This is a genomic window from Janthinobacterium sp. 35 (assembly GCF_002754575.1).
Lineage (GTDB): Bacteria > Pseudomonadota > Gammaproteobacteria > Burkholderiales > Burkholderiaceae_D > Janthinobacterium > Janthinobacterium tructae.
Window position 1 is genome coordinate 3,240,293 of the sequence record NZ_PEFN01000001.1, and the last position, 23,071, is coordinate 3,263,363.

The 23,071-nt window shown below is 63.0% G+C and carries 22 protein-coding genes; 15 read left to right on the forward strand and 7 right to left on the reverse strand.

What is annotated here, in order from left to right; genetic code table 11:
- Positions 1-21: 21 nt before the first annotated feature.
- From pyk to CLU93_RS14460, 8 genes are all read left to right on the forward strand, one after another.
- On the forward strand, positions 22-1,470 hold the full coding sequence (gene pyk, locus CLU93_RS14425) for a pyruvate kinase (RefSeq protein WP_099762002.1): 1,449 nt from the start codon (positions 22-24) through the stop codon (positions 1,468-1,470).
- 78 nt (positions 1,471-1,548) lie between these two features.
- Positions 1,549-2,613 (forward strand): class II fructose-bisphosphate aldolase, encoded by a 1,065-nt coding sequence (gene fba, locus CLU93_RS14430; protein ID WP_010401625.1) that lies wholly within the window; start codon positions 1,549-1,551, stop codon positions 2,611-2,613.
- Between the two features lie 108 nt (positions 2,614-2,721).
- Complete coding sequence (locus CLU93_RS14435) at positions 2,722-3,615, forward strand: phosphoribosylaminoimidazolesuccinocarboxamide synthase (protein WP_099762003.1); 894 nt, start codon at positions 2,722-2,724, stop codon at positions 3,613-3,615.
- Position 3,616: 1 nt separating this feature from the next.
- Positions 3,617-4,123: a 5-(carboxyamino)imidazole ribonucleotide mutase gene (gene purE / locus CLU93_RS14440; RefSeq protein WP_099762004.1), complete on the forward strand. Its 507-nt coding sequence runs from the start codon at positions 3,617-3,619 to the stop codon at positions 4,121-4,123.
- A gap of 15 nt (positions 4,124-4,138) precedes the next feature.
- Positions 4,139-5,335, forward strand: a complete 1,197-nt coding sequence (locus CLU93_RS14445; RefSeq protein ID WP_099762005.1) for a 5-(carboxyamino)imidazole ribonucleotide synthase — start codon at positions 4,139-4,141, stop codon at positions 5,333-5,335.
- Positions 5,332-6,354 carry an L-threonylcarbamoyladenylate synthase gene (locus CLU93_RS14450; protein WP_099762006.1) on the forward strand — a complete coding sequence of 341 codons (1,023 nt, stop codon included), beginning with the start codon at positions 5,332-5,334 and terminating at the stop codon, positions 6,352-6,354. The genes CLU93_RS14445 and CLU93_RS14450 overlap by 4 nt, the downstream gene beginning before the upstream one ends.
- Positions 6,355-6,593: 239 nt before the next feature.
- Positions 6,594-7,988: an SGNH/GDSL hydrolase family protein gene (locus CLU93_RS14455; RefSeq protein ID WP_099762007.1), complete on the forward strand. Its 1,395-nt coding sequence runs from the start codon at positions 6,594-6,596 to the stop codon at positions 7,986-7,988.
- A 99-nt stretch (positions 7,989-8,087) separates the two neighbouring features.
- Complete coding sequence (locus tag CLU93_RS14460; protein WP_180287854.1) at positions 8,088-8,774, forward strand: OmpW/AlkL family protein; 687 nt, start codon at positions 8,088-8,090, stop codon at positions 8,772-8,774.
- A 38-nt stretch (positions 8,775-8,812) separates the two neighbouring features.
- Here CLU93_RS14460 and CLU93_RS14465 read toward each other — a convergent pair whose 3' ends face one another.
- Positions 8,813-9,319 (reverse strand): flavin reductase family protein, encoded by a 507-nt coding sequence (locus tag CLU93_RS14465; RefSeq protein ID WP_096237985.1) that lies wholly within the window; start codon positions 9,317-9,319, stop codon positions 8,813-8,815.
- Between the two features lie 177 nt (positions 9,320-9,496).
- On the opposite strand from CLU93_RS14465, the gene msrA reads away from it, so the two are divergent.
- On the forward strand, positions 9,497-10,030 hold the full coding sequence (gene msrA / locus CLU93_RS14470; RefSeq protein ID WP_243420362.1) for a peptide-methionine (S)-S-oxide reductase MsrA: 534 nt from the start codon (positions 9,497-9,499) through the stop codon (positions 10,028-10,030).
- 27 nt (positions 10,031-10,057) lie between these two features.
- Here the strand turns inward: msrA and CLU93_RS14475 are convergent, their stop codons facing one another.
- Together CLU93_RS14475 and pdxH are read right to left on the reverse strand one after the other, a co-directional pair.
- On the reverse strand, positions 10,058-11,293 hold the full coding sequence (locus CLU93_RS14475; RefSeq protein ID WP_099764396.1) for an SAM-dependent methyltransferase: 1,236 nt from the start codon (positions 11,291-11,293) through the stop codon (positions 10,058-10,060).
- A 127-nt stretch (positions 11,294-11,420) separates the two neighbouring features.
- Positions 11,421-12,629, reverse strand: a complete 1,209-nt coding sequence (pdxH, locus tag CLU93_RS14480) for a pyridoxamine 5'-phosphate oxidase (protein ID WP_099762008.1) — start codon at positions 12,627-12,629, stop codon at positions 11,421-11,423.
- 112 nt (positions 12,630-12,741) lie between these two features.
- On the opposite strand from pdxH, the gene CLU93_RS14485 reads away from it, so the two are divergent.
- From CLU93_RS14485 to CLU93_RS14500, 4 genes are all read left to right on the forward strand, one after another.
- Positions 12,742-13,584: a tRNA threonylcarbamoyladenosine dehydratase gene (locus CLU93_RS14485; RefSeq protein ID WP_257224969.1), complete on the forward strand. Its 843-nt coding sequence runs from the start codon at positions 12,742-12,744 to the stop codon at positions 13,582-13,584.
- Between the two features lie 138 nt (positions 13,585-13,722).
- A complete protein-coding gene (locus CLU93_RS14490) occupies positions 13,723-14,187 on the forward strand; it encodes an FKBP-type peptidyl-prolyl cis-trans isomerase (RefSeq protein ID WP_096237983.1) in 465 nt (154 codons plus the stop codon).
- Positions 14,188-14,271: 84 nt separating this feature from the next.
- Positions 14,272-15,204, forward strand: a complete 933-nt coding sequence (cysK, locus tag CLU93_RS14495) for a cysteine synthase A (RefSeq protein ID WP_099762010.1) — start codon at positions 14,272-14,274, stop codon at positions 15,202-15,204.
- 144 nt (positions 15,205-15,348) lie between these two features.
- Positions 15,349-15,750 carry a ribosomal maturation YjgA family protein gene (locus CLU93_RS14500; protein ID WP_099762011.1) on the forward strand — a complete coding sequence of 134 codons (402 nt, stop codon included), beginning with the start codon at positions 15,349-15,351 and terminating at the stop codon, positions 15,748-15,750.
- A gap of 36 nt (positions 15,751-15,786) precedes the next feature.
- Here CLU93_RS14500 and CLU93_RS14505 read toward each other — a convergent pair whose 3' ends face one another.
- The 3 genes from CLU93_RS14505 to CLU93_RS14515 form a co-directional block, all read right to left on the reverse strand.
- A complete protein-coding gene (locus CLU93_RS14505) occupies positions 15,787-18,600 on the reverse strand; it encodes a M16 family metallopeptidase (RefSeq protein WP_099762012.1) in 2,814 nt (937 codons plus the stop codon).
- Between the two features lie 80 nt (positions 18,601-18,680).
- Complete coding sequence (locus tag CLU93_RS14510) at positions 18,681-19,043, reverse strand: hypothetical protein (RefSeq protein ID WP_180287855.1); 363 nt, start codon at positions 19,041-19,043, stop codon at positions 18,681-18,683.
- The gene (locus tag CLU93_RS14515) at positions 19,044-19,772 is read right to left on the reverse strand and encodes a hypothetical protein (RefSeq protein WP_071075359.1); all 729 of its coding nucleotides are present in this window, start codon (positions 19,770-19,772) and stop codon (positions 19,044-19,046) included. It abuts the gene before it with no gap.
- Between the two features lie 213 nt (positions 19,773-19,985).
- Between CLU93_RS14515 and CLU93_RS14520 the strand changes: the two genes are divergently transcribed.
- Entirely contained in the window at positions 19,986-21,758 is a 1,773-nt protein-coding gene (locus CLU93_RS14520) for a GGDEF domain-containing protein (protein ID WP_243420360.1), read from the forward strand.
- Here CLU93_RS14520 and CLU93_RS14525 read toward each other — a convergent pair.
- Entirely contained in the window at positions 21,748-22,230 is a 483-nt protein-coding gene (locus CLU93_RS14525) for a CinA family protein (protein ID WP_099762014.1), read from the reverse strand. The genes CLU93_RS14520 and CLU93_RS14525 overlap by 11 nt on opposite strands.
- A gap of 223 nt (positions 22,231-22,453) precedes the next feature.
- On the opposite strand from CLU93_RS14525, the gene CLU93_RS14530 reads away from it, so the two are divergent.
- Positions 22,454-23,071 carry a YfiR family protein gene (locus CLU93_RS14530; protein WP_180287856.1) on the forward strand — a complete coding sequence of 206 codons (618 nt, stop codon included), beginning with the start codon at positions 22,454-22,456 and terminating at the stop codon, positions 23,069-23,071.

Below are 23,071 nucleotides of genomic sequence, written 5' to 3' on the forward strand. Positions count from 1 at the left end.
CGCTCGCGCACAAGGACTCCTATGCCACGTGGTACAAAAATCGTAGCAACAATCGGCCCCGCCTCCACGGACTTCGATATCCTGGTCAAAATGATACGTGCGGGCGTCGATGTGGTGCGCTTGAATTTTTCCCACGGCAAGGCGCAAGACCATATCGACCGCGCCGCGCTGGTACGCCTGGCGGCAGCTGAATGCGGCCGCGAAGTGGCCATCATGGCCGACATGCAAGGTCCGAAAATTCGTGTCGGCAAGTTTGAAAACACGCGCATTCAGCTCGAAGCGGGCGAGCGCTTCATCCTCGACGCCAAGTGGGGCGAAAACGGCGAACTGGGCAACCAGGAGCGGGTCGGCCTCGACTACAAGGCCTTGCCGCGCGACTTGCACAAGGGCGACGTGCTGCTGCTGAACGATGGCCTCATCGTGCTGATCGTCGAGCGCATCCACGGCAGCGAAATCCACACCACCGTCAAGATTGGCGGCGAGTTGTCGAACAACAAGGGCATCAACCGCCAGGGTGGCGGCCTGTCCGCGCCCGCGCTGACGGCCAAGGATATGGAAGACATCAAGACGGCCATGAGTTTCCAGGCCGATTATCTGGCCATTTCCTTCCCGAAATGCGCGACCGACATGGAAATGGCGCGCCAGCTGGCCAATATCGCGGGTGAAGCGTACCACCACAAGCCGATGATGATCGCCAAGATCGAACGGGCCGAAGCCATTCCTGCCTTGCAGGAAATTCTCGACGCCTCCGACGGCATCATGGTGGCGCGCGGCGACCTGGCGGTCGAGGTGGGCAATGCGGCCGTGCCGGCTTTGCAGAAGCGCATGATCAAGATGGCGCGCGCGTCGAACAAGCTGGCCATTACTGCCACGCAGATGATGGAATCGATGATCGTCAACGCCGTGCCCACGCGCGCGGAAGTGTCCGACGTGGCCAATGCCGTGCTCGATGGCACGGATGCCGTCATGACGTCAGCCGAAACGGCCTCGGGCAAGTACCCGATCGAGACGGTGGAAATGATGGCCGCCATCTGCGTCGAAGCGGAACAGTCCGAATACAACAAGCTCGACGCCGATTTCCTCAACGTCACGTTTACCCGCATCGACCAGTCGATCGCGTATGGCGCGCTGTTCACGGCCCACCATTTGCGCGTGAAAGCCATCGTGGCGCTGACGGAATCCGGTTCCACCGCCTTGTGGATGAGCCGCCACAGCATCGACACGCCGATCTACGCGCTCACGCCCAGCGTGACCACTTTGCGCAAAGCCGCGCTGTACCGCAATGTTCGGGCGTATCATCTGATGCAGAACGCCCCCAGCGCGCAAGTGCTGAAGCAGGCGGAAGAGCTGCTGGTGGCGCAGGGCATCGTCAAGAAGGGGGACATGATCGTCGTCACCTGGGGCGAGCCGATGGGGCAGGTGGGCGGTACCAACGCCCTGAAGATTGTCACAGTCGGCGAATTCGATTAAACGTAAAAATTCAGGCGCCAGCGCGGCAGTTAGCCGCGAAGCGCTGCAACGGTTTCTATTGTTATCTGGAGTATTACCATGTCTCTCGTATCCATGCGTCAACTGCTGGACCATGCCGCCGAAAACGGTTATGGCATTCCTGCTTTCAACGTCAATAACCTGGAGCAAGTGCAAGCCATCATGGCTGCCGCCGATGCGCTCAACAGCCCGGTGATCATGCAAGCGTCCGCTGGCGCGCGCAAGTACGCCGGTGAAGCCTTCCTGCGCCACCTGATCGACGCCGCCGTCGAAGCGTATCCGCACATTCCCGTCGTCATGCACCAGGATCACGGCCAGTCGCCGGCCGTCTGCATGGCCGCCATCCGCTCGGGTTTTACTTCCGTGATGATGGACGGTTCGCTGGAAGCGGACGGCAAGTCGGTCGCTTCCTACGAATACAATGTGGAAGTGTCGCGTGAAGTGGTGAAATTCTCGCACGCCATCGGCGTGACGGTGGAAGCGGAACTGGGCGTGCTCGGTTCGCTGGAAACCATGAAGGGCGACAAGGAAGACGGCCACGGCGCCGACGGCACCATGACGCGCGAGCAACTGCTGACGGACGTGGCGCAAGCGGCCGACTTCGTGCAGCGCACCCAGTGCGACGCCCTGGCGATCGCCATCGGCACCTCGCACGGCGCGTATAAATTCACGCGCAAGCCGACGGGCGACATCCTGGCCATCGACCGCATCAAGGAAATCCACGCGCGCATCCCGAACACCCATCTGGTGATGCACGGTTCTTCGTCGGTACCGCAGGAATTGCTGGCCATCATCCGCGAATTCGGCGGCGACATGAAGGAAACCTACGGCGTGCCAGTCGAAGAAATTCAGGAAGGCATCCGTCACGGCGTGCGCAAGATCAACATCGACACCGATATCCGCCTGGCGATGACGGCCGCGATCCGCAAGTACCTGTTTGAAAACCCGTCGAAATTCGACCCGCGCGACTTCCTCAAGCCAGCCCGCACCGCCGCCGAGCAAATCGTGCGTGCGCGCATGCAGGCTTTCGGCTGCGAAGGCCAGGCGTCGAAAATCAAGGTCATCACGATGGAAAAAATGGCCGAGCGCTACAAGGCCGGCGAGCTGTCGCAAATTGTGAAGTAAAATTCTGTCTGGAACGGGCCGGAAGCTGCATCTCCGTGCCCGATTTTCTCGACCGGCGGGCGCCTTCCCTGCCTGCCGGTTTCGTTTCATCCAACTATTCCCCCCGCTATGAACAGCCTCTATCAGACTTCCATCCACTCCCTGCCATTGCTGGGCCACGGCAAGGTCCGCGACAATTACGCCGTCGGCGACGACAAGATCCTGATCGTCACCACGGACCGCCTGTCGGCCTTCGATGTCGTCATGAACGAGCCTATCCCCGGCAAGGGCAAGGTCCTCAACCAGATGAGTGACTTCTGGTTCGAGAAACTGGGCCATATCGTGCCGAATCACCTGACCGGCGTGGCGCCGGAATCGGTGGTGGCGCCCGATGAAGTGGAGCAGGTCAAGGGCCGCGCCGTCGTGGCCAAGCGCTTGAAACCCATCATGGTCGAGGCGGTCGTGCGCGGCTACATCATCGGTTCGGGCTGGAAAGACTATCAAGAGACAGGCAGCATCTGCGGCATCGCGTTGCCAGCCGGCCTGCAACAGGCGGAAAAGCTGCCGCAACCGATTTTTACACCGGCGGCCAAGGCCGAGCTGGGCGAGCATGACGAAAACATCAGCTTTGCTGAAATGGAAGAGCGCATCGGCGCGGAACTGGCTGCCAAGATGCGCGACGTCGCCATCGCCCTGTACAAGGCTGCTGCCGAGTACGCCGCCACGCGTGGCATCATCATCGCCGACACCAAGTTCGAATTCGGCCTGGACGACAATGGCGTCATGCATTTGATGGATGAAGTGCTGACGGCCGACTCGTCGCGCTTCTGGCCTGCCGATTCCTACCAGCCTGGCATCTCGCCACCGTCGTTCGACAAGCAATTCGTGCGCGACTACCTGGAAACACTGACTTGGGGCAAGACCGCACCGGCGCCTGCGCTGCCGGCCGACGTCATCGAAAAAACCCAGGCCAAGTACTTTGAAGCCATCGAACGCCTGACGGGCGAGAAGCTGAAGGCCTGAGATGAGTGAGCACAAGTTGAACCCCAAGCCGCTGGTCGGCGTCATCATGGGCTCGTCCTCGGACTGGGAAGTGATGCAGAACGCGGTTGCCATCCTGAAACAGTTTGGCGTGCCGTACGAAGCGCAAGTCATTTCCGCGCACCGCATGCCCGACGAGATGTATGCGTACGCGAAAAGCGCGCGCGCGCGCGGCTTGCGCGCCATCATCGCCGGCGCCGGCGGCGCCGCCCACCTGCCTGGCATGGTGGCGGCGATGACCATCGTGCCCGTGCTGGGCGTGCCCGTGCCGTCGAAATACTTGCGCGGCGAAGATTCCATGCTGTCGATTTTGCAAATGCCCAAGGGCGTGCCGGTGGCCACCTTCGCCATCGGCGAAGCGGGTGCGGCGAATGCGGCGCTGACGGCGGTGGCGATGCTTGCCGCCAATGACGACGCCCTGGCCGACCAGCTCGAAGCCTTCCGTACCACGCAAACGGCCGCCGCCAAGGCCATGGTCTTGCCTGAATAATGTGTTTGAAAAATAATGAATAGTAAATCGACTTCCCCCTTGCTGCCCGCCGCCAACCCACCGGCGTGGCTGGGCGTGATGGGCGGCGGCCAGCTCGGCCGCATGTTTGCCCAGGCCGCCCAGAGCATGGGCTATCAGGTGGCTGTACTGGAACCGTCGGACGCCTGCCCTGCGGGGCAGGTGGCGCAGCGCCTGGTCAATGCCGGCTACAACGATGCAGCCGGGCTCGACGCCCTGGCGGCGCAATGCCTGGCCGTCACCACGGAATTTGAAAACGTGCCGGCCGACAGCCTGTCGCGCCTGGCCGAACGCGTGTTTGTTGCCCCCAACGCCCACGGCGTGTCGGTGGCGCAAGACCGCATCGCGGAAAAACGTTTCTTCGTCGCTTGCGCCTCGACATCCGGCGTGCTGCCGGCGCCGCATACGGTCATCGCCACGCAGCTGGATATTGATGCCATCGCCGACGACTTGCTGCCTGGCATTTTGAAAACCGTGCGCATGGGCTATGACGGCAAGGGCCAGTTCCGTGTGCGCACGCGCGAAGACGTGCGTGCTGCCTTTGCCGAAATGGGCGAAGTAACTTGCCTGTTGGAAAAGATGCTGCCGCTGGCGTATGAAGTGTCGGTGCTGACGGCGCGCGGCGTGGACGGCGAATCGGTCGTGTATCCGATCGCTGAAAACGTGCACCGCGACGGCGTGCTGTTTACCACCACCGTGCCGGGCCCGAACGTGTCGGATGACTGCGCCGCCAGGGCGCAGCGCGCGGCGCAAGCGATGGTTGCCGAGCTTGGTTATGTCGGCGTGCTGTGCATCGAATTTTTCGTTCTTGACGATGGCAGCCTGGTAGTCAATGAAATGGCGCCGCGTCCGCACAACAGCGGCCACTACACGATGGATGCCTGCGTCACCAGCCAGTTCGCGCAGCAGGTGCGGGCCATGGCGCGCTTGCCGCTGGGCGACGTGCGCCAGCATTCGCCGGCCGTGATGCTCAACATCCTCGGCGACGCCTGGTTTGCCGACGGCAGCGATGCCGCCTGCGAACCGGCCTGGAATCAGGTGCTGGCGCTGCCGGGCGCCTGCCTGCATCTGTATGGCAAGGACGATCCGCGCCGTGGCCGCAAGATGGGCCACCTGACCTTCATCGCGGCCACCTTGCCAGAGGCGCAGCAGCGCCTGCGCGACGCTTGCCTGATCCTGGGAATCGCGCCGTGAGCGTGCCCGCGCAAGACCTGGCAGCGGCGGCGGCCGTGCTGGAAGCGGGCGGCCTCGTCGCTTTCCCGACGGAAACCGTGTATGGCCTGGGCGCCGATGCGGAAAACCCGGCCGCCGTGGCGCGCATCTACGAAGCCAAGGGCCGTCCCTCGGACCACCCCGTGATCGTGCACGTGGCACCCGGTGCCGACCTGGGACACTGGTCCGATGATATTCCCGCCGAGGCGCAGCAATTGGTGGCCGCCTTCTGGCCCGGCCCGCTGACCCTGATCGTCAAGCGCGCCGCGCATATTCCCGACGCCGTTTCCGGCGGCCAGGACACGGTGGGCCTGCGCTGCCCGTCGCATCCGGTGGCTATCGCATTGCTGCGCACCTTCAAGGGTGGCAAGGGCGGCCTGGCGGCGCCGTCGGCGAACAAATTTGGCAACGTCAGCCCCACCACGGCGCAGCATGTGCGCGATGAATTCGCGGCGGAACTGGACAGCGGCTTGCTGGGCCAGGTCCTCGATGGCGGCCAGAGCGAGGTCGGTATCGAGTCGACCATCGTCGACCTGTCGCGCCTGGCCACGCACGGTCCCGTGCTGTTGCGTCCCGGCCATATCAGCAGCGAACAGATCGCCGCCGTGATTGGCCGCGCACCGGCCGTGGCGGACGCGGCCGCGCCGCGCGCCTCGGGCACGCTGGAATCGCACTACGCACCGCACACGCCTGTTGCGATGCAGCACAGCGACGACGTGTGCGCCACCTTGAACCGCCTGCTCAACGACGGGCGCCGCGTGGCCCTGATCCATTACTCGGACTTGCCACCGGCCAGCGCCAGCGTGCGCCTGGCGGCCAACCCGGAAAACTATGCACACGCGCTGTATGCCTCGCTGCGCACGATGGACCAGGTCGGCGCCGAGCTGATACTCGTCGAAGCACCGCCCACCGGCCCCGCGTGGCTGGGCGTGAATGACCGTTTGCGGCGCGCCGCCTTCGGCTCAAGTGGTATCTTGCAGCAGTTTCTATCCGCATCATAAAAAGCCCCGCAAGGGGCTTTTTCTTGATGCAGCGCAATAGCGATGCTTGCCCCGAAACATCTTATATCCTCCATAATTCATGCGATCGCCCGCTCGTGACAGGGCGCCGGTGGTGTTGTTATTTCGTTGATTTTTAAAACATATTTTCTATACAAGCCCGAGGAACGATGGCATATTAGTTGGGTAGCGAATAGCACGCCCGTTCGTTTAGAAACCAGAAAAAAGACCGAGGAGACAAAATGCATCAAACAAAATTCGCGCTGGCCGTGCTGGCTGCGGCTGTCCTGGCAGGTTGCGGCGGCGCCAGTGGCGGTGATCAAACCTTGAAAGTCAAATACACGGCGCAGGTGTCGTTCGGCGACAGCCTGTCCGATGTCGGTTCGTATGCCGTCGGCACGGTGGCGGCGAAAGGTGGCGGCAAGTTCACCATCAATGGCGACAATACCAAGATCAATCCTGAACTGACGGGCAAGAACTGGACCGAGCACCTGGCCGCGCAATTCAGCCTGGCCGCGCCATGCGCCGCCGAGACTGGCCTGGAAGGCAATGCCTTGAAGGGCTTGGCCGTGCCGCGCGTCAAGCATGCTGGTTGCTACGGCTACGCCATGGGCGGCTCGCGCGTGACCAATCCTGTCGGCCCGAACAACAAGTTGACCGGCAGCGAGCTGGGCGCCCTGACCGTGCCCGTGGTGACGCAGATCGCGAACCACCTGGCCGTGTCCGGCGGCAAGTTCAGCGGCACGGAAGCCGTGTTCGTGATGGCGGGCGGTAATGACGTGCTGTATCAGCTGGGCGTATTGCAGGCGGGGGCGGCGGCTGCTGGCAAGGCGGCTGGCGCCACCGCTGGCGCGAAGGCCTTTGCCACCAACCTGATCACCGTCTTGGTGGCCAGCTCGACCAATCCCGTCACGGCGGCGCAAGCCATCGGCGCGGCGGTAGCGACCGCCAGTGCGGCGCCAGGCGCCACATCGACATCGATCGTGCAGGCCGCTATCCCCGTCGCTGCCACTCAGCCGGGTAATTCCGCAGTGGGTAGCCCTGCCGTGTATGGCCCGCTGGTGGCCAAGGCACAAGCCGATGCGACGGTGACGGGCAATGCTGCCGGCGCCAAGGCCGGTGCCGATTACGCTGCGGCCCAGGGTCCGTTGCTGGTTGCCTCGATGAAACAAGCTGGTACCGAACTGGTAGCGCTGGTCAAGGACCAGATCATTGCCAAGGGTGCCAACTATGTCATCGTCAACAACCTGCCGGACGTGGCTGGTACGCCATCGGGCCTGAGCAAGGATGCCAACACCAAGGCGCTCATCAATGCCATGGTCGGCGCCTTCAATGGCGAACTGAGCGGCGGCTTGAACGGCAATGCGAAAGTCTTGCTGGTCGACGTGTTTGCCGTCAGCCATGACCAGGGCGCCAACCCTGGCCCGTATGGCTTGACCAATGTCAGCGAGACGGCATGCGACCTGAGCGCACCAGGCAATATCCTGGGCAGCTCGCTGGTGTGCAATGGCACGAACCTGAAAGCGGGCGACGTCAGCCACTACTCGTATGCCGACGATGTGCACCCTACGCCTTTCAATAACCTGTTGCTGGCCCGTTATGTGGCCAAGGATATGGTCGTGCGGGGCTGGCTGTAAGGGATGGCCGTACCGGCTGTGCCTGGGAGGCGCGGCCGGTACCGGCAGCGACAAGACTCGATAGCGGAACACTCCGCATATACTGAATCAGGAGACAAGATGAAGAATCATTTGAATACCGCCGTGCGCGTACTGGCCGCAGTTGCCGCGATGACCGTGGCGACGGGCGCCTCGGCGCAAAGCGCCGGCACCTGGATGGCCAAGGTTGGCCTCAACAAGATCACGCCGCACGTGGACAGTGGCGACATTTCCGCACCGGCACTGCCGGGCACGAAAGCCGACGTCAAGGCCGATACCAAGCCCATCCTGACCTTTGCCTACATGATCACGGACAATATTTCTGCTGAAATGATCCTGGGCGTGCCGTACAAGCACGACCTGATGGGCGACGGCTCGATCAAGGGCACGGGCAAACTGGGGACGGCCGAAGCCTTGCCGCCAACGGCCTTCGTCCAGTATCGTTTCTTCCAGCCCAATGCGATGATCCGCCCTTACGTGGGCGCTGGCTTGACGTATGCCTATTTCCAGAAAGAAAAAGGCTCGGGTCAGATGACGGCCTTGCTCGATCCGGGTGGAAAACCAGTCACCTACCGCATGGACAACAAGCTGACGGGCAGCCTGGTGGTCGGCAGCACCCTGGCCATCAACGAGCGCTGGTTTGCTGACGTGGCCGTGGTCAAGACCTACCTGAAAACCAAGGCGAAATTCTCGACGGGGCAGACGCAGGACATCAAGCTCGATCCGGTTGCCGTGAGTATCAGCATCGGGTACAACTTTACGCTGTAAAACAAAAAATCCGCCTCGGCGGATTTTTTTTGGCCCGCTCAGGCTGGCGGTGTATTGAACTTTCCATTGTGGAAGATCAAGGGCGGCTGCGCGGCAAATGCGCATTGTTCCACTTCGCCCACGAAAATGACGTGGTCGCCTTCCGGATAGCGGCTGCGGTTATGGCATTCGAACCACGCCGACGCGCCTTTCAGGATGGGCTGGCCCGTGCGCGACAATTCGTATTCGACGTCGTCGAAGGGATTCGGCGTGCGGCGCGCGAAGCGCTGCGCCAGTTCCGCCTGCTCGGCGCCCAGCACATTGATGACGTAATGCGAGTTGCCGCTGAAGATGGGCATGCTGTTCGCCACGGAACCGAGGCTCCACAGCACCAGGGGCGGCGACAGCGAGACGGAATTGAAGGAACTGGCCGTCAAACCGCGGAAACTGCCGTCGGCCAGGCGCGTGGTGATGACCGTCACGCCGGTGGCAAACTGCGACAATGCCTGACGGAAATGTGTCGTATCAAATTCTTGCGCTGGCGCGCGGGGGGAGCGTGTGTTCATGGTTGACCTGTCTATTTGCTGACATTATGCCAAAAATCGGCCGCGCCAGCGCAATCGTGGCTGGCATGCCTCTTATGTGCGGTGCACCACGCGCCGTTTCAAGCGGCACTGCAGGCCATGGCGCTTTGCGCTACAGTAATGAAATGATACGTCGAACAGGCGTTGCGGGAGGACATCATGCATCAACAGATGGAAGTGGCGGTATTCGGCGGCGGCTGTTTCTGGTGCCACGCTGCCGTGTACGCGGAAGTGCGCGGCGTGACGCGCGTCGAGCCCGGCTACACGGGCGGCAGCGTGCCCGACCCCACGTATGAACAGGTGTGCACGGGCGATACGGGCCACGCGGAAGTGGTGCGCCTGGAATTCGATCCCGCCGTCATCGCTTACCACGACTTGCTGGAAATCTTTTTCACGCTGCACGACCCCACCACACCGAACCGGCAGGGCAACGATGTCGGCACGCAATTTCGCTCCGTCATCTATTACCAGTCGGCCGAACAGGAAAGCGTGGCGCGCAAGGTGCTGGCCGAGATGGCCGGCGTGTGGGATGCGCCCATCGTCACGCAACTGGCGCCGGCGCAAGTGTTTTACCCGGCCGAGGACTACCACCAGAATTATGTCGCGCGGCATCCCTTGCAGGGCTATTGCGCGCTGGTCGTCGCGCCCAAGGTGGAGAAATTCCGTGCCATGTATGCGGGGCGTCTGAAGTGAGGCAGTCCCCGGCGCCGCGCGCGCCTGTCAGGGCGTGAGGGCCGGCGCGGGTCTGGCATCGTGCGCATACATGTAGTTGCGCGACCAGGGCAGGGTGGCGGAGCGCCGGCCTGCCTTCACGCAGACGATCTGGTACAGGCTGATCAAATCTTGCTCGAAGGCATAGGCGCAGCCGGCCAGGTAGACGTGCCAGATGCGGAAGCGCCGCTCGCCCGCGAGCGGACGAATTTGCTCGGCATGGGCTTCGAAATTCTCCGTCCACAGGGCGCAGGTGCGCGCATAGTGGCGCCGCAGGTTTTCCACGTCGAGCACTTCCAGTCCCCCTTGCTGCATGGTTTTCAGTACGTTGCCGATGTGCGCCAGTTCGCCGTGCGGAAACACATATTTTTCGATGAATTCGCCGCCGCCATATGGCGTTTCGCCATTCTCCGGGTCGGTAGAGGTGATGCCGTGGTTCATCGCCATGCCGTCCGGCGCCAGCAGCTTGTGGATAATGGAAAAGTAGTCGGGTAAATGTTTCAATCCCACGTGCTCGAACATGCCCACGCTGGTGATGCGGTCGAACTGGCCCGTGACGTCACGGTAGTCTTGCAGGCGGATCTCGATCAGGTGTGAGAGTCCGGCCGCCGCCACGCGCTGGCGCGCCAGCGCATACTGGTTTTCCGACAGGGTCACGCCCACGCAGCGGGCGCCATATTGCTGCGCGGCACGGATGACGAGCGCGCCCCAGCCGCAGCCGATGTCGAGCAGGGTCTGGCCCGGCTGCAACTGGATTTTCTTCAGGATATGGTCGATCTTCTTGACTTGCGCCTGCGCCAGCGTTTCATCGCCATGTTCGAAATAGGCACAGGAATACACGAGAGCGGGGTCGAGAAACTGTTCATAAAACGCGTTCGACACATCGTAGTGGTAGCGGATGGCTTCCGCATCTTTGCGCTTGTCGTGCGTAAAGCTGCGCACGATGCGGGCCAGCTTGCCTTCCGGCTTCAAGGTATTGCGGGCCAGGGCATTGCAGATGGCAATCATGTCCATCGCCGTGCCCTTGACCTCGATATTGCCTTCCACGTAGGCCGAGCCCAGATTGGCCAGCGAGGGGTTCAGCAGATAGCGGGCCGAGGCGACAGTCGGCAGGCGGATCGTGACTCTGGGCGCTTCGCTGGACAGGTCGACATGCTGGCCGTTCCACAATTCGATGCGCAGCGGCAGGGCGGTCTTGCTGCGGATGCCGGCGATCCAGGACTTGAGTTGGTTTTGTACAAACAAAATGGCCTCCAATGCAGCGACCCCAGCTGGGGCCGCAAATTGAGAAACAATGTCATTTAGTAACTTCTACCCTCATAGCCTACACCTATATTGACCAGCTTGCTTTGCGCCGCCTTGACCAGCTTGCTCAGGGTTGCAAGCGTTGCATGCTCCATTGCCCGTCAGCACCGCGCGTAAACACGATGCGGTCGTGGAAGCGCGAACGGCGTCCCTGCCAGAATTCGATGCGCTCCGGCTGCAGACGGTAGCCGCCCCAGTGGGCCGGGCGCGGCGGCTGGGCGTCGCCGAGGGCGGCGGCCACGGCCTCGTAATGGCTTTCCAGCGTGGCCCGGCTTTCGATGGGCGCGCTTTGCTGCGAGGCAATCGCCGACAAGCGGCTTTGCAGGGGGCGCACATTGAAATACTCGTCGCTCTCGGCCGCCGTGGTTTTCACCACCGTGCCTTCGATGCGCACTTGCCGTTCCAGCTCGCGCCAGAAGAACAGCAGGGCGGCGTTGGGATTGTGCTCGAGCTGCTGGCCCTTGTCGCTGTGGTAATTCGTGTACCAGGTAAAGCCCCGCTCGTCGAACTGCTTGATCAGCACGATGCGCGAGCTGGGCTTGCCATCAGGAGTGACGGTGGACAAGTCCATCGCGTTCGGCTCCATCACCTGGGCCTTGACGGCTTCGGCAAACCATTTCTGGAACATGGCGATGGGATCTGCCAGCACATCCGTCTCGCTCAGGCTCGATTGCACGTAATCGGTGCGCATGGCTGCCAGCGCGGCGGCCGCGTCCGGCACTGCAGGCGCTTCCGGCGCATCGGGCGCGATGCCGCGGCGGCGCTGCATGGCCGTGCCCAGCTGCTCCATCTGCTGCGCGCTGAACAGGCGCTTGGCCATCGGCGCCAGCTGACCCTCTTCCTTGGCCATGTGGGCCTGGTAGGCGGCGACATAGTCGCGCACGCCATCGTGCGACAGCTGCGAGTCCGTACCGGCGGCAATGGCATCCAGTTCCGGGCGCAGGGTCAGCCAGGCCTGGTCCATGCGCTGGTGGTCGGCCAGGATTTCCGGCACCAGGGTGGCCAGCAGGGCTGCGTCCTCGCCCGTGGCCGTCACCTGCAGCATGGGCATCAGGTCTTGCTCTTCATCATCATGGTGCAGATGGGCGGCTTTATTGAAATACTGCAACACCGCCTTGGCCGCCTGCTGCGCTTCCGGCGTGTTGCCGTTCTGTCCCAGGTGGCCCAGCAGATTTTGCAGGGTCGTCAGCTGCTTGCGGATCTTGTCGTGGCAATGCTTGAGCACGGCGATGGGCTGGTCAAAGCCGGGAACGGAGTCGAACAGGGGAGAGGTCATGGCGAGTTCTCGTGGTGGGCGGTGTGGGGGCGCGGCGACAATGCGGCTTGTCGCTGTGTCAATTTGGCTATTTTAGAATATCTGCCAGCGCAGTGTCCGTTAAAATGGCGCCATGCATACCTCCACCAATGAACTAATTTCCATGGACTTGACCGAGATCGATTTTGAACGGCGTTTCGGCGGCATTGCCCGCCTGTACGGCGCCCCCGCGTTGCAACGCTTCCGTGCCGCCCATGTGTGTGTGATCGGCGTGGGCGGCGTCGGTTCCTGGATCGTCGAAGCGCTGGCGCGTAGCGCCATCGGCCGCCTGACCCTGATCGACCTCGACAATGTTGCCGAATCGAACATCAATCGCCAGATCCAGGCCATGAGCGACACCATCGGCAAGGCCAAGATCACGGCCCTGGCCGAACGTATCGAGCTGATCAACCCCTTGTGCCAGGTCACGCAGATCGAGGATTTTATTGCCCCCGATAACCTGGAGCAGTTGCTGGGCGGGCGCGATTTCGACTATCTGGTCGACGCCATCGACAATGCCAAGGCCAAGGCGGCCGTGATCGCGTACTGCCGTGCGCGCAACATTCCCATGCTGACCATCGGCAGCGCGGGCGGGCAGACGGACCCGACCCTGATCGCCGTGCGCGATTTGTCGAAAACGGAGCAGGAACCGCTGCTCAAGCGTGTACGCAAACTGTTGCGTACCGAATATGGTTTCCCCCGTGGCGTGAAAAACAAATTCAATGTCGACGCCGTGTTTTCCATGGAACCGCTGAGCACGCCCGAGAGCGCCGAAGCATGCGCCATCGATGGCAGCGCGCCGGCCGGCGTCACGGGCCTGAACTGTGCCGGCTTCGGTTCCAGCGTGGTGGTGACGGCCAGCTTCGGCATGGTGGCGGCCGCTCATGTGTTGAAAAGCTTGCGCCAGCCTGGTGCCTCGGCCTTGCCGGACCTCTAAGTCCATTCCGGCAGCGGGCGTGGAAAGTGTAAGTCTTGTGACAGGGTTTTCAACTTCGGGCAGCGGTTTGCTATTATTGTTGTCCCTGCGCTATCTGGACTGCAGGGATCTTACCGAAACTCACTGAAAGAAACCATCATGACGCGTAGCTCCGTTTTGTTTGCCCTGATCTGCTCCGTCGCCGCGTCGCTGGCGCAGGCACAGGCACCAGCGCCTGTTCCCGCCTCCGCCGTCTCGCTGAGCCCCGGCCCTGTCGCCGATAAACTGATCGTGATCGACAACAAGGTCGGCACCGGCAAGGAAGCGTCCGCCGGCAACAACGTCACCGTGCACTACACGGGCTGGCTGTACCGTCCCCTGGCGAAAGATTCGCGCGGCAAGAAGTTCGACAGCTCCGTGGGCCGTGGCCCGTTTGACTTCCCGCTCGGCAAGGGTATGGTCATCAAGGGCTGGGACCAGGGCGTGGCCGGCATGAAAGTGGGCGGCAAGCGTACCCTGATCATTCCAGGCGAACTGGCCTACGGCCCGCGCGGCGCCGGCAATGGCGACATTCCGCCGAACTCGGCACTGATCTTCGACGTGGAATTGCTGGACGTGAAGTAATTGTTCAGTTTCGGCAGCGCACCGCGTGCGCTGCCGTGAAAAAGCGGTAGACTGGATTCTTCTGTAATTGCTGTGGAGACTCCCATGAACATCGCCAACGACGTCACTGAACTGATCGGCAACACCCCCCTGGTGCGCATCAACCGCATCGCCGCCGGCAGCGTGGCTACCATCCTGGCCAAACTCGAATTCTACAATCCTGCGCACAGCGTCAAGGACCGCATCGGCCTGTCCATGATCGTCGCTGCTGAAGCGGCAGGCAAGATCCATGCCGATACTGTCATCGTCGAGCCTACCAGTGGCAACACGGGCATCGCGCTGGCCATGGTCTGCGCCGCGCGCGGCTACCGTTGCACCCTCGTCATGCCCGATACCATGAGCCGCGAACGGCGCATCCTGCTGCGCGCCTACGGCGCCGAGCTGGTGCTCACGCCGGGCAGCGAAGGCATGCTGGGGGCCATCCGTAAGGCCGAGGAAATGGTGGCGGCCGCGCCGCACTACCTGATGCTGCAGCAATTTAACAATCCTGCCAATCCCGCCATCCACCGCGCCACGACGGCCGAGGAAATCTGGCGCGATACGGATGGACAAGTCGACATCGTCATCGCCGGCGTCGGCACGGGCGGCACGATCACCGGCATCGGCGAAGTGTTGAAGGAACGCAAGCCCGGTCTGCAAGTGATTGCCGTGGAACCGGAAGCGTCGCCGATGCTGTCGAAAGGCACCAAGGGCCCGCACCCGATCCAGGGCATCGGCGCCGGTTTCGTACCGCAGATTTTGAACACGGCCATCTACGATGAAATCATCTGCGTGAAGAACGACGACGCCTTCGCCACGGCGCGCCTGGCCGCCAGCGACGAAGGTTTATTGGTCGGCATCTCGTCGGGCGCCGCCCTGTGGGCCGCCCTGCAAGTGGCGCGCCGCCCGGAAAACGCGGGCAAGACCATCGTCACCATCATCCCGTCGTTTGGCGAGCGCTACCTGAGCACGGCGCTGTATGCGGGCTTGGGCGACTGAGAACCTATCCGTCCGCCGGGGCTGCGCAGGTGGCCCCGCTTGAACTTGTCATAGCGAAATAGGCGCCAGGCAGGCAGGGCAGGCGCAGTACAATATCGGACGGGCCGCAATGGTTCGGCCCGAATTGTGTCTTTGAATGGAAATATGTTCCTGGTAAAACCTGAACGCCGCCGCCTGCTGCAGGTGGGCGCAACCGTGGCTGTCATCGCGCTGGGCCTGGCCTCGCGCGCTTATCCCCAATATCTTCCCGCCGCGCTCGGCAAGTATCCGGGCGACGCCCTGTGGGCCATGATGATCGTCTTTGCGCTGGGCATCATCGCCACGCGCATGCGCACGTGGCAGCTGGCATTGTGGTCTTTGCTGATCTGCTTTGCCGTGGAATTCGGCCAGCTGGTCCAGGCGCCCTGGCTCGTCGAGTTGCGTGCGCATCCGCTGGGGCACCTGGTGCTCGGCTCCACCTTCGGCTGGGCCGACTTGATCGCCTACACGGCCGGTGTGGCGATCGCGGCGCTGGTGGATAAAGCGGCGCTGTTCAAGCGCCGCTAGCAATGGGGTCAGACCCGACGGGTCTGACCCCAGAACTTACTTTACTGCCCCCTCCGCATCGCGCAATTCCACGGGCGCCAGCTTCAGCTTCGACAATTGCGGGGCGATCTTCGCCTTGTCGCCCACGCCGATGACGATCAGCTTTTCCGGCTGCAGGTATTTCTTTGCCACCTGTTGCACCTGCTTGTCCGTCACGCCCGCAAAGCGCTGCGGCAAGGTCGCGTAGTAGTCGAGGCCCAGGCCGTAGATATACACGTTGGCCATGCTGGCGCTGATGCTGGCATTCGTCTCGAACTGGCCCGGCAGCGACAGCACCTGCGAATTGCGCGCATTCGACAATTCCCTGGCCGTTAACGGCTTGGCGATCATGGCGCGGATTTCCTTGAAGGTTTCCGACACGGCCGGACCCGTCACATCGGTGCGCACGCCTGCCGCGATCGAGAATGGGCCTGGCTGGCTGCGGTACTGGAATTGCGAGCGCACGCCATACGTGTAGCCCTTTTCTTCGCGCAGATTATTGCTCAGCCGACTCGTAAACAAGCCGCCCAGCGCCGCATTCATTACTTGCAGCGGCGCATAATCGGGCGTCGTGCGGGCCACGGCGATGGTCGACAGGCGCACGGCCGTCTGCGGCGCGCCCGGCTTGTCGACCAGGATCAGCCTGGCTTTCGTCGTGGCCGGCGCCGCCGTCACGGAAGGCGCCACGGCGCCCGCCTTCCAGCTGCCGAACTTGGCTTCGGCCAGGCTCTTCAATTCCGCGGCGCCGATATCGCCCGAGACGATCAGGGCCGCATTGTTGGGCACGTAATGCTGCTGCCAGAACGCCTGCAGGTCGGCGCGGCTGGTGGCTTTCAGGGCCGCTTCCGTGCCCAGCTGGATAGTGCCGTACGGATGTTGCGGGCCATACAGGGCGGCCGCTTCCACGCGGGCCGCCACGGCCCCCGCGTTTTCGCGCTGCTGCGCCAGTTCGCCGATGCGGCTGGCGCGCTGGCGTTCCACCTCGGCCGAGGGGAATTGCGGGTGCTGCACCACGTCGGCCAGCACGTCGAGCGCTTGCGGGAAGGTGGTTTTCAGCGACGTCAGCTGGGCGAACGAGGCATCCGCACCGGAACCCGTGCCCAGGAAGGCACCCAGTTGCGCCACGTCGTCGGCGATCTGCGGCGCGCTGCGCGTGGCCGTGCCTTCCGGCAGCAGTTGCGCCGTAAAGCTGGACAAGCCCGGCTGCGCCAGCGGATTCGCGCCCGAACCGCTTTTTACCACCAGTTGGCTGGAAATCAGCGGCACGGCCGGGTTGAAATTGTGGATCACGGTCAAGCCATTGCTCAGCGTGAAGGACGTCGCTTGCGGCAGCACAATCTTCGGCGCGGGACCGGCGGCCGGCACCTTGTTACGCCACGGCTCGTCCGCATTGATGGCCGTGCCCGGCGCCGCCTTGACCTTGCCCGGTGCCGGCGTCGCCACTTCCGGACCCAGGTCCGGCGTGCCCGGCACGCCATACACGACCACGCGCGCCTGGTTTTTCAGGTAAGTGTCGACGGCGCGCTGCACGCCGGCCGCCGTCACCTGGCGGTAGCGTTCGATATCCTTAGCCAGGTAGCCGGGGTCGCCCAGGTACTGGTTGTACTGGTTCATCAGGTTGGCGTTGCCGCCCACTTTTTCCACCTGGCTCAGCATGCTCGTCTCGATGCTGTTGCGGGCCCGCTCGAGTTCTTTCTCGCTGGGTCCCTTGGCGCGCAATTGCTCCAGCTCCGCCTGCATGGCTTGCTCGATTTCCTCGGGCTGGTGGCCAGGGCGGGCCGTCACGTCCACGCTGAACACCGAGGTGAGGGCGTTCGAGCTCTGGTTCGCGCCCACGTCCTGCGCGATCTGCTTGTCGTACACCAGCGATTTATACAGGCGGCTGGACTTGCCGCCGGCCAGGATGTGCGCGGCCATCGACAGTTCCGCATCATCCTTGGCGTAGGCGGACGGCGTCAGCCAGGCCATGAAGACGCGCGGCAACTCGACCCGGTCCTGCACCACGATGCGGCGTTCCTGCGTGATGGGTGGCGTCACGACATCGGGTTTCGGCACGGCGGGGCCGCTCTTGAAGCTGCCGAAGTATTTGTTGACCAGTTGCTTGGTTTTCGCCTTGTCGATGTCGCCGGCGATCACCAGGCTGGCGTTGTTGGGACCATAGTATTTGGTAAAGAATTCCTTGATATCGGCCAGCTTCGCGTTCTGGATGTCCGCATGCGAACCGATGACGCTGGCGTAATACGGGTGGGTCTTCGGGAACAGCTGGTGGTACAGGGCTTCCTGCACGATGCCATACGGTGCGTTTTCCACGCTCTGGCGGCGTTCGTTGCGCACCACGTCTTGCTGGTTCGTCAGCGCCGTCTGGTCGAGTACGTCCAGCAGATAGCCCATGCGGTCGGAATGGGCCCACAAGGCCAGTTCCAGCTGGTTCGACGGCACCGTGTCGAAATAATTGGTGCGGTCGAAATCCGTGCTGCCGTTCGAATCGGTGGCGCCCGCGCCTTCCAGCAACTGGTCGGCCATGCCGCGCGGCACGTGCTTGGTGGCGGCAAACATCATGTGTTCGAACAAGTGCGCAAAGCCCGTCAGGCCCGGCGCTTCATTGGCCGGCCCCACGTGATACCAGACGTTGACGGCCGTGACGGGCAATTTATGGTCTTCCACGAGGATCACGTCGAGGCCATTCGGCAGCGTGTATTTTTCGTACGCAACATTTGGCACGCTCGTGGCTGCCGTCGCGACGGCCGCAGCGGCGGCATGGGCGAGGCTCAGGGGGGCGCCGTACAGCGACAGCAACAGGGCGGGTATGGCCAGCAATTTGATCGGTTTCATGCATGCTTCCAGGCTAGGGTGGGGGGAAGACGCTGCGCTTCGCTCGTGGCTGGCGCAGCGCGACAGTGCTACGCTCGGTGCTACAGTTTATACAGCAGGGCCGCGCCGCCCAGCACCAGCAGCGCGCAGGCGACGGAGACGATGGCGGCCGCGCCCAGCAAACGCCATTCGCGCGGCGTAAAGCCGGCGGCTGGCGCCGCCGCATTATCGGCAGGGCTGGCCAGGCTGGCCAAGGACGCGGGCGGCAGCTCAGGCAAGCCGCCCGCCGCGCGCGCTTGCGCCGCCAGCGCCTGCGTGGCGGCGTCCAGCAGAGCCAGCTGGCGCTCGACGGTTTCCGCCAGCACCGCTTCGTTCAGCGCCACCAGGGCGAATATCGGGTCATCGACGTCGATCTTGATGCCCGTCTTGTCGAACACATGGCTGCGCAGTTTGTGCTGGTCCATCTACCACTGCACCTTGTCGAGCTGTTCGAAGATGTCGCGGTAGACGACCTTGATGCGCTGTTTTTCCATGATGTTGAACTTGTCGTTCTGCATCACTTCCTGCATCGTCAGGCGTGCCGTATTCATTTTCTTGACATCCGCGCCGAAGGTGTCGGGATTGCGCTGGCTCAAGGTGATGCTGCCCTTGACGCGCGCGCGGTTGTCGGCATACGACTGCGATTCGATAAACTGCTTGCCGGACGCCGATTGCAGCAGGCCGAAGTGTTCGTTTTGCCACAGCACCAGCGGCACTTTCGTCGCTTGCGCCGTGGCGACAAAACCCGTGGCCGTATCGTGCAAGGTGTCGCCGCCGCCGACGATGGTGTGGATGTACACCTTGCGGCCCGATTCTTCCAGCAGCGAGAAACAATCGTTTTCCAGCAGATAGCCCATCAGCGGCGAAAAGGTATTCGCGCCATTGTCGATCACGCAGTTGCCATCTGTGTCGAGGATGTCGATCATCAGCGCGTCAAAGCGTTTCGGGTCGATGTTGCGCGCATCCGTCATCACGGGCACGTGCTTGACCTGCATCGCCTTGTAGCGCGAGAACGTGGCGTTTTCCTGATCGGTGTCATAGCAGCGCAAGGGCGTGTCGTCCTTGCCGCCTATCCATTGGGCCAGCAGGGTCGATACCAGGGTCTTGCCGATGCCGCCCTTGCCCTGCAGGATGAAATGTACCGTGTTTTGCATTGCGACTACTCCAAGTTGTTGCGTCAGTGACAATCAAAGATTCGTGACAGCGGCGCGGGCGCCAGGCCAGGCCACGACTGGCATTTTTACCACAATCGTTTGCGAATATGCCATGCGGAACAGCGAATCTGGTTATGATGTTAATCAGGATACCATTGATATAGAGCAAGTTTTGTGTGAAAAATCCACCCCCAGAGTGTGAACGAGGACGCAGTGCCGATCTCCAGTCTCGATAAAGCCGACATTGACCGTTTGAATCAGCAAGCCCTGTCTTGCCTGGTCGGCAACCGCCGCCAGGCGCGCCGGCTGGCGCAGATGGCGCTGGCGGCGGCGCAACGACAACAGTATGCGCGCGGCGGCGCGTATGCGGAACTGAATCATTGCTGGCTGGCGTATTACGCTGGCGAGGCTGAACCGTCGTGCGAGCGCCTGCGCGCGTATTTCCAGCACAGCGGCGACCTGGAAGGGGGCATGGAAGTGGCCGCCCTGCAGGGCGCGTATGCGAGCCGGCGCGGCGACTTTGCCGATGCCGAGCAGCATTTCCTGCAAGCGCGCAGCCAGGCCGCGCAGATACCTGACTCGCTGCACAAGTTCATGCTATATGCGCGCCTGGGCGTCGATGCCCTGAACCGTGGCGATACGCAGGACGGCCCGCGCAATTTTTTGCTGGCGCTGGACATCGCCGAACGCTTCGGCAGCCCCGCGCACCGGGTCAACAGCCTGTCGAACCTGGCGTCGTCGCAGCATGACCTGGGCAACGATGAAGATGCGATTCCCCTGCTGGTCGAGGCGCTCGGGATCATCGGCACGCAAAAGCTCAAATACCAGCAAACCATCGTCTCGGCCAACCTGGCCATGTGTTTATTGGCGACGGGCAAGCCGGCCGAGGCGCTGGCGCTGGTGGAGCCGTTTTACGAGTGGCCGGAAGAAGACCTGGCCGTGCGCGCCTTTTTATTCTGCGTTGCCGCGCACGCCGCCATCTTGCTGCAGCAGCCTGCCAGCGCGCTGCAACTGCTGCTGCGCGCCGAAGAATATGCGCGCCGCGGCCAGGACCTGGAAGAGCAGATGCATGCGTGGCTGGTGCGCGGCAAGCTGGACCTGCACGCGGGCCAGACGGCGCAGGCGCTGGCCTCGCTGACGCAGGCGCACAGCCTGCTGAGCTGGACGCGCAACCCGTTTCACCAGCAGCAGATTTTGCGGGGGTTGGCCGAGATCAATGCCCAGCTGGGCGAATGGCAAATCGCCTATGGTTTCCTGCAGCAATACCAGGCCGCCTACGAGGCCAGCAGCAAGTCGGCGCGCGCCTCGCGCAGCCTGATGCGCAACCTGGAAAAGGAAATGCACAGCCTGAAAGCCGAGCGCGACAAGGCGCTGGAGCTGCAGGCGGCGCGCGAGACGGAGAACGTCAAGCTCGAGCACCTGAACCGCGAACTGGCGCACCAGATCCTGCACGTCAATGCGCTGCAGGACAGCCTGAAGGAACAGGCCATGCGCGACCACTTGACGGGCCTGTACAACCGCCGCCATTTTGAAACTTGCCTCAATGCCATTTTGCACGAGGCCGATGCGGATGCGCCGGTGGCCATCGCCATCATCGACCTGGATTTTTTCAAGCGCGTCAACGATACGTATGGCCACAACTTTGGCGATGCAGTGCTGATCCAGTTCGCGCGCCTGGTGGAGAGCCAGCTGCGCGGCAGCGACATGGTGTGCCGCTATGGCGGCGAGGAATTCTGCCTGCTGTTGCGCGAAGCCGACAGCGTCATCGCCGCGCACAAGATCGACGATATCGCCGCGCGCTACCGCCAGTTGCTGATCCGCCAGGCGCCACACAGCTTGACGGGCTGCACCTTTTCGGCCGGCATCGCCGAGTATCCGCGCCACGGCGCCGGCCGCCACGACTTGCTGCTGCGCGCCGACAGCGCCCTGTATGCGGCCAAGCAGGCGGGCCGCGACCGCGCTTGCATCGCCGACGCTACTGGATAAAGCGCAAGAGCCCCTGCAGCGCATGGAGGACGGCCTGCTCGCGCACGGCTTGCCGGTCGCCCGCAAACACCAGCCGCTGCGTCTGCACGCGACCGTCCATGGCCCAGCCGAAGCAGACGGTGCCGACGGGCTTGCCGGGCACGCCGCCCGTGGGGCCGGCGATGCCGGTGGTCGAGACGGCCACCTGGGCCTCGCTGTGCGCCAGCGTTCCCTGTGCCATGGCGGCGGCCACTTCCTCGCTGACGGCGCCGTGTGCGGCGATCAGCTCGGCGGGCACGCCCAGCATGCTGCTTTTGGCCCCGTTGGAATAGGTGACGAAGCCCCGTTCGAACCAGGCGCTCGACCCGCTGATGTCGGTGACAGCCTGGGCCACGCCGCCGCCCGTGCACGATTCGGCCGTGGCCAGCAGCAGGCCCTTCGCCTGCAAGGCCAGGCCGACGGCGGAGGAGAGGGGGGCGAGTGCGTTGCTCATGGAGGACTCCTGCATGCGGTGGTAAGGGTGGCGAGACTGTAGCATGCTCAACGGTAAAAGAAACTTTCCCCGGTACCAGCGAAAATGCGTACACTCTTTTATACATTTGCTACCACTTTGGGCCGGCAGGCGCTGTGTCGCTGCGCCACCCTGGTGTGCATCGCCCGAACCGGCAAGCGGCATGGTGCCGCGCCTTCGTATGCATTCTCTTTACTCGGTAGTCATGGCAATTCTGAACTGGTCCTGGTGGCGTCATCCTGGCCCCCTGCGCCGCCCCGTGCGCGGCGCCGGCCGCCGCTCCCTGCGCTTGGGCTGGCTATTGCTGCTCCTGGGCGTGCTGTGCGCCGATGCGCGATCGCAGGTGCCGGGGGAGCTGGAACGCCAGGTCAAGGCCGGGTATCTGTACAAGTTTGCCGGTTATGTCGAGTGGCCAGACGGCAGTTTTGTCCGGCCCGACTCTCCGCTGGTGATCGGCGTGGCGGGCGCCGATGCGCTGGCCGAGCAGCTCGAACAGAGCGTGGCCGGGCATAGCGTCAACGGCCGCGCCGTGCAGGTGAAAAAAGTGCGCCGCGGCGAAGCGCTGGCCGGCCTGCACGTGCTGTACCTGGGCGCGCTGGAAAAAACGGCGCTGCAGGAGATGCTGGCCGCCAGCCGTGGCCTGGCGTTGTTGACGGTGTCCGATTCGGATGAGGTCTACGCGATGGGCAGCATGATCAATTTTGTGATGGCCGACGACAAGGTGCGCTTCGACGTGGCCTTAAAACCCGTGGCGCAGGCGCATATCCGCATCAGCGCGCGCATGCTGCTGGCGGCCTATCGCGTGCAGACGGGGGGCGCCTGA

What these genes read in the sequence shown, in the direction of transcription:
- pyk (WP_099762002.1), top strand. Translation starts at nt 22, where the DNA reads ATGCCACGTGGTACAAAAATCGTAGCAACAATCGGCCCCGCCTCCACG.
- fba (WP_010401625.1), top strand. Translation starts at nt 1,549, where the DNA reads ATGTCTCTCGTATCCATGCGTCAACTGCTGGACCATGCCGCCGAAAAC.
- CLU93_RS14435 (WP_099762003.1), top strand. Translation starts at nt 2,722, where the DNA reads ATGAACAGCCTCTATCAGACTTCCATCCACTCCCTGCCATTGCTGGGC.
- purE (WP_099762004.1), top strand. Translation starts at nt 3,617, where the DNA reads ATGAGTGAGCACAAGTTGAACCCCAAGCCGCTGGTCGGCGTCATCATG.
- CLU93_RS14445 (WP_099762005.1), top strand. Translation starts at nt 4,139, where the DNA reads ATGAATAGTAAATCGACTTCCCCCTTGCTGCCCGCCGCCAACCCACCG.
- CLU93_RS14455 (WP_099762007.1), top strand. Translation starts at nt 6,594, where the DNA reads ATGCATCAAACAAAATTCGCGCTGGCCGTGCTGGCTGCGGCTGTCCTG.
- CLU93_RS14460 (WP_180287854.1), top strand. Translation starts at nt 8,088, where the DNA reads ATGAAGAATCATTTGAATACCGCCGTGCGCGTACTGGCCGCAGTTGCC.
- CLU93_RS14465 (WP_096237985.1), bottom strand. Translation starts at nt 9,319, where the DNA reads ATGAACACACGCTCCCCCCGCGCGCCAGCGCAAGAATTTGATACGACA.
- msrA (WP_243420362.1), top strand. Translation starts at nt 9,497, where the DNA reads ATGCATCAACAGATGGAAGTGGCGGTATTCGGCGGCGGCTGTTTCTGG.
- pdxH (WP_099762008.1), bottom strand. Translation starts at nt 12,629, where the DNA reads ATGACCTCTCCCCTGTTCGACTCCGTTCCCGGCTTTGACCAGCCCATC.
- CLU93_RS14485 (WP_257224969.1), top strand. Translation starts at nt 12,742, where the DNA reads ATGCATACCTCCACCAATGAACTAATTTCCATGGACTTGACCGAGATC.
- CLU93_RS14490 (WP_096237983.1), top strand. Translation starts at nt 13,723, where the DNA reads ATGACGCGTAGCTCCGTTTTGTTTGCCCTGATCTGCTCCGTCGCCGCG.
- cysK (WP_099762010.1), top strand. Translation starts at nt 14,272, where the DNA reads ATGAACATCGCCAACGACGTCACTGAACTGATCGGCAACACCCCCCTG.
- CLU93_RS14500 (WP_099762011.1), top strand. Translation starts at nt 15,349, where the DNA reads ATGTTCCTGGTAAAACCTGAACGCCGCCGCCTGCTGCAGGTGGGCGCA.
- CLU93_RS14505 (WP_099762012.1), bottom strand. Translation starts at nt 18,600, where the DNA reads ATGAAACCGATCAAATTGCTGGCCATACCCGCCCTGTTGCTGTCGCTG.
- CLU93_RS14510 (WP_180287855.1), bottom strand. Translation starts at nt 19,043, where the DNA reads ATGGACCAGCACAAACTGCGCAGCCATGTGTTCGACAAGACGGGCATC.
- CLU93_RS14515 (WP_071075359.1), bottom strand. Translation starts at nt 19,772, where the DNA reads ATGCAAAACACGGTACATTTCATCCTGCAGGGCAAGGGCGGCATCGGC.
- CLU93_RS14525 (WP_099762014.1), bottom strand. Translation starts at nt 22,230, where the DNA reads ATGAGCAACGCACTCGCCCCCCTCTCCTCCGCCGTCGGCCTGGCCTTG.
- CLU93_RS14530 (WP_180287856.1), top strand. Translation starts at nt 22,454, where the DNA reads ATGGCAATTCTGAACTGGTCCTGGTGGCGTCATCCTGGCCCCCTGCGC.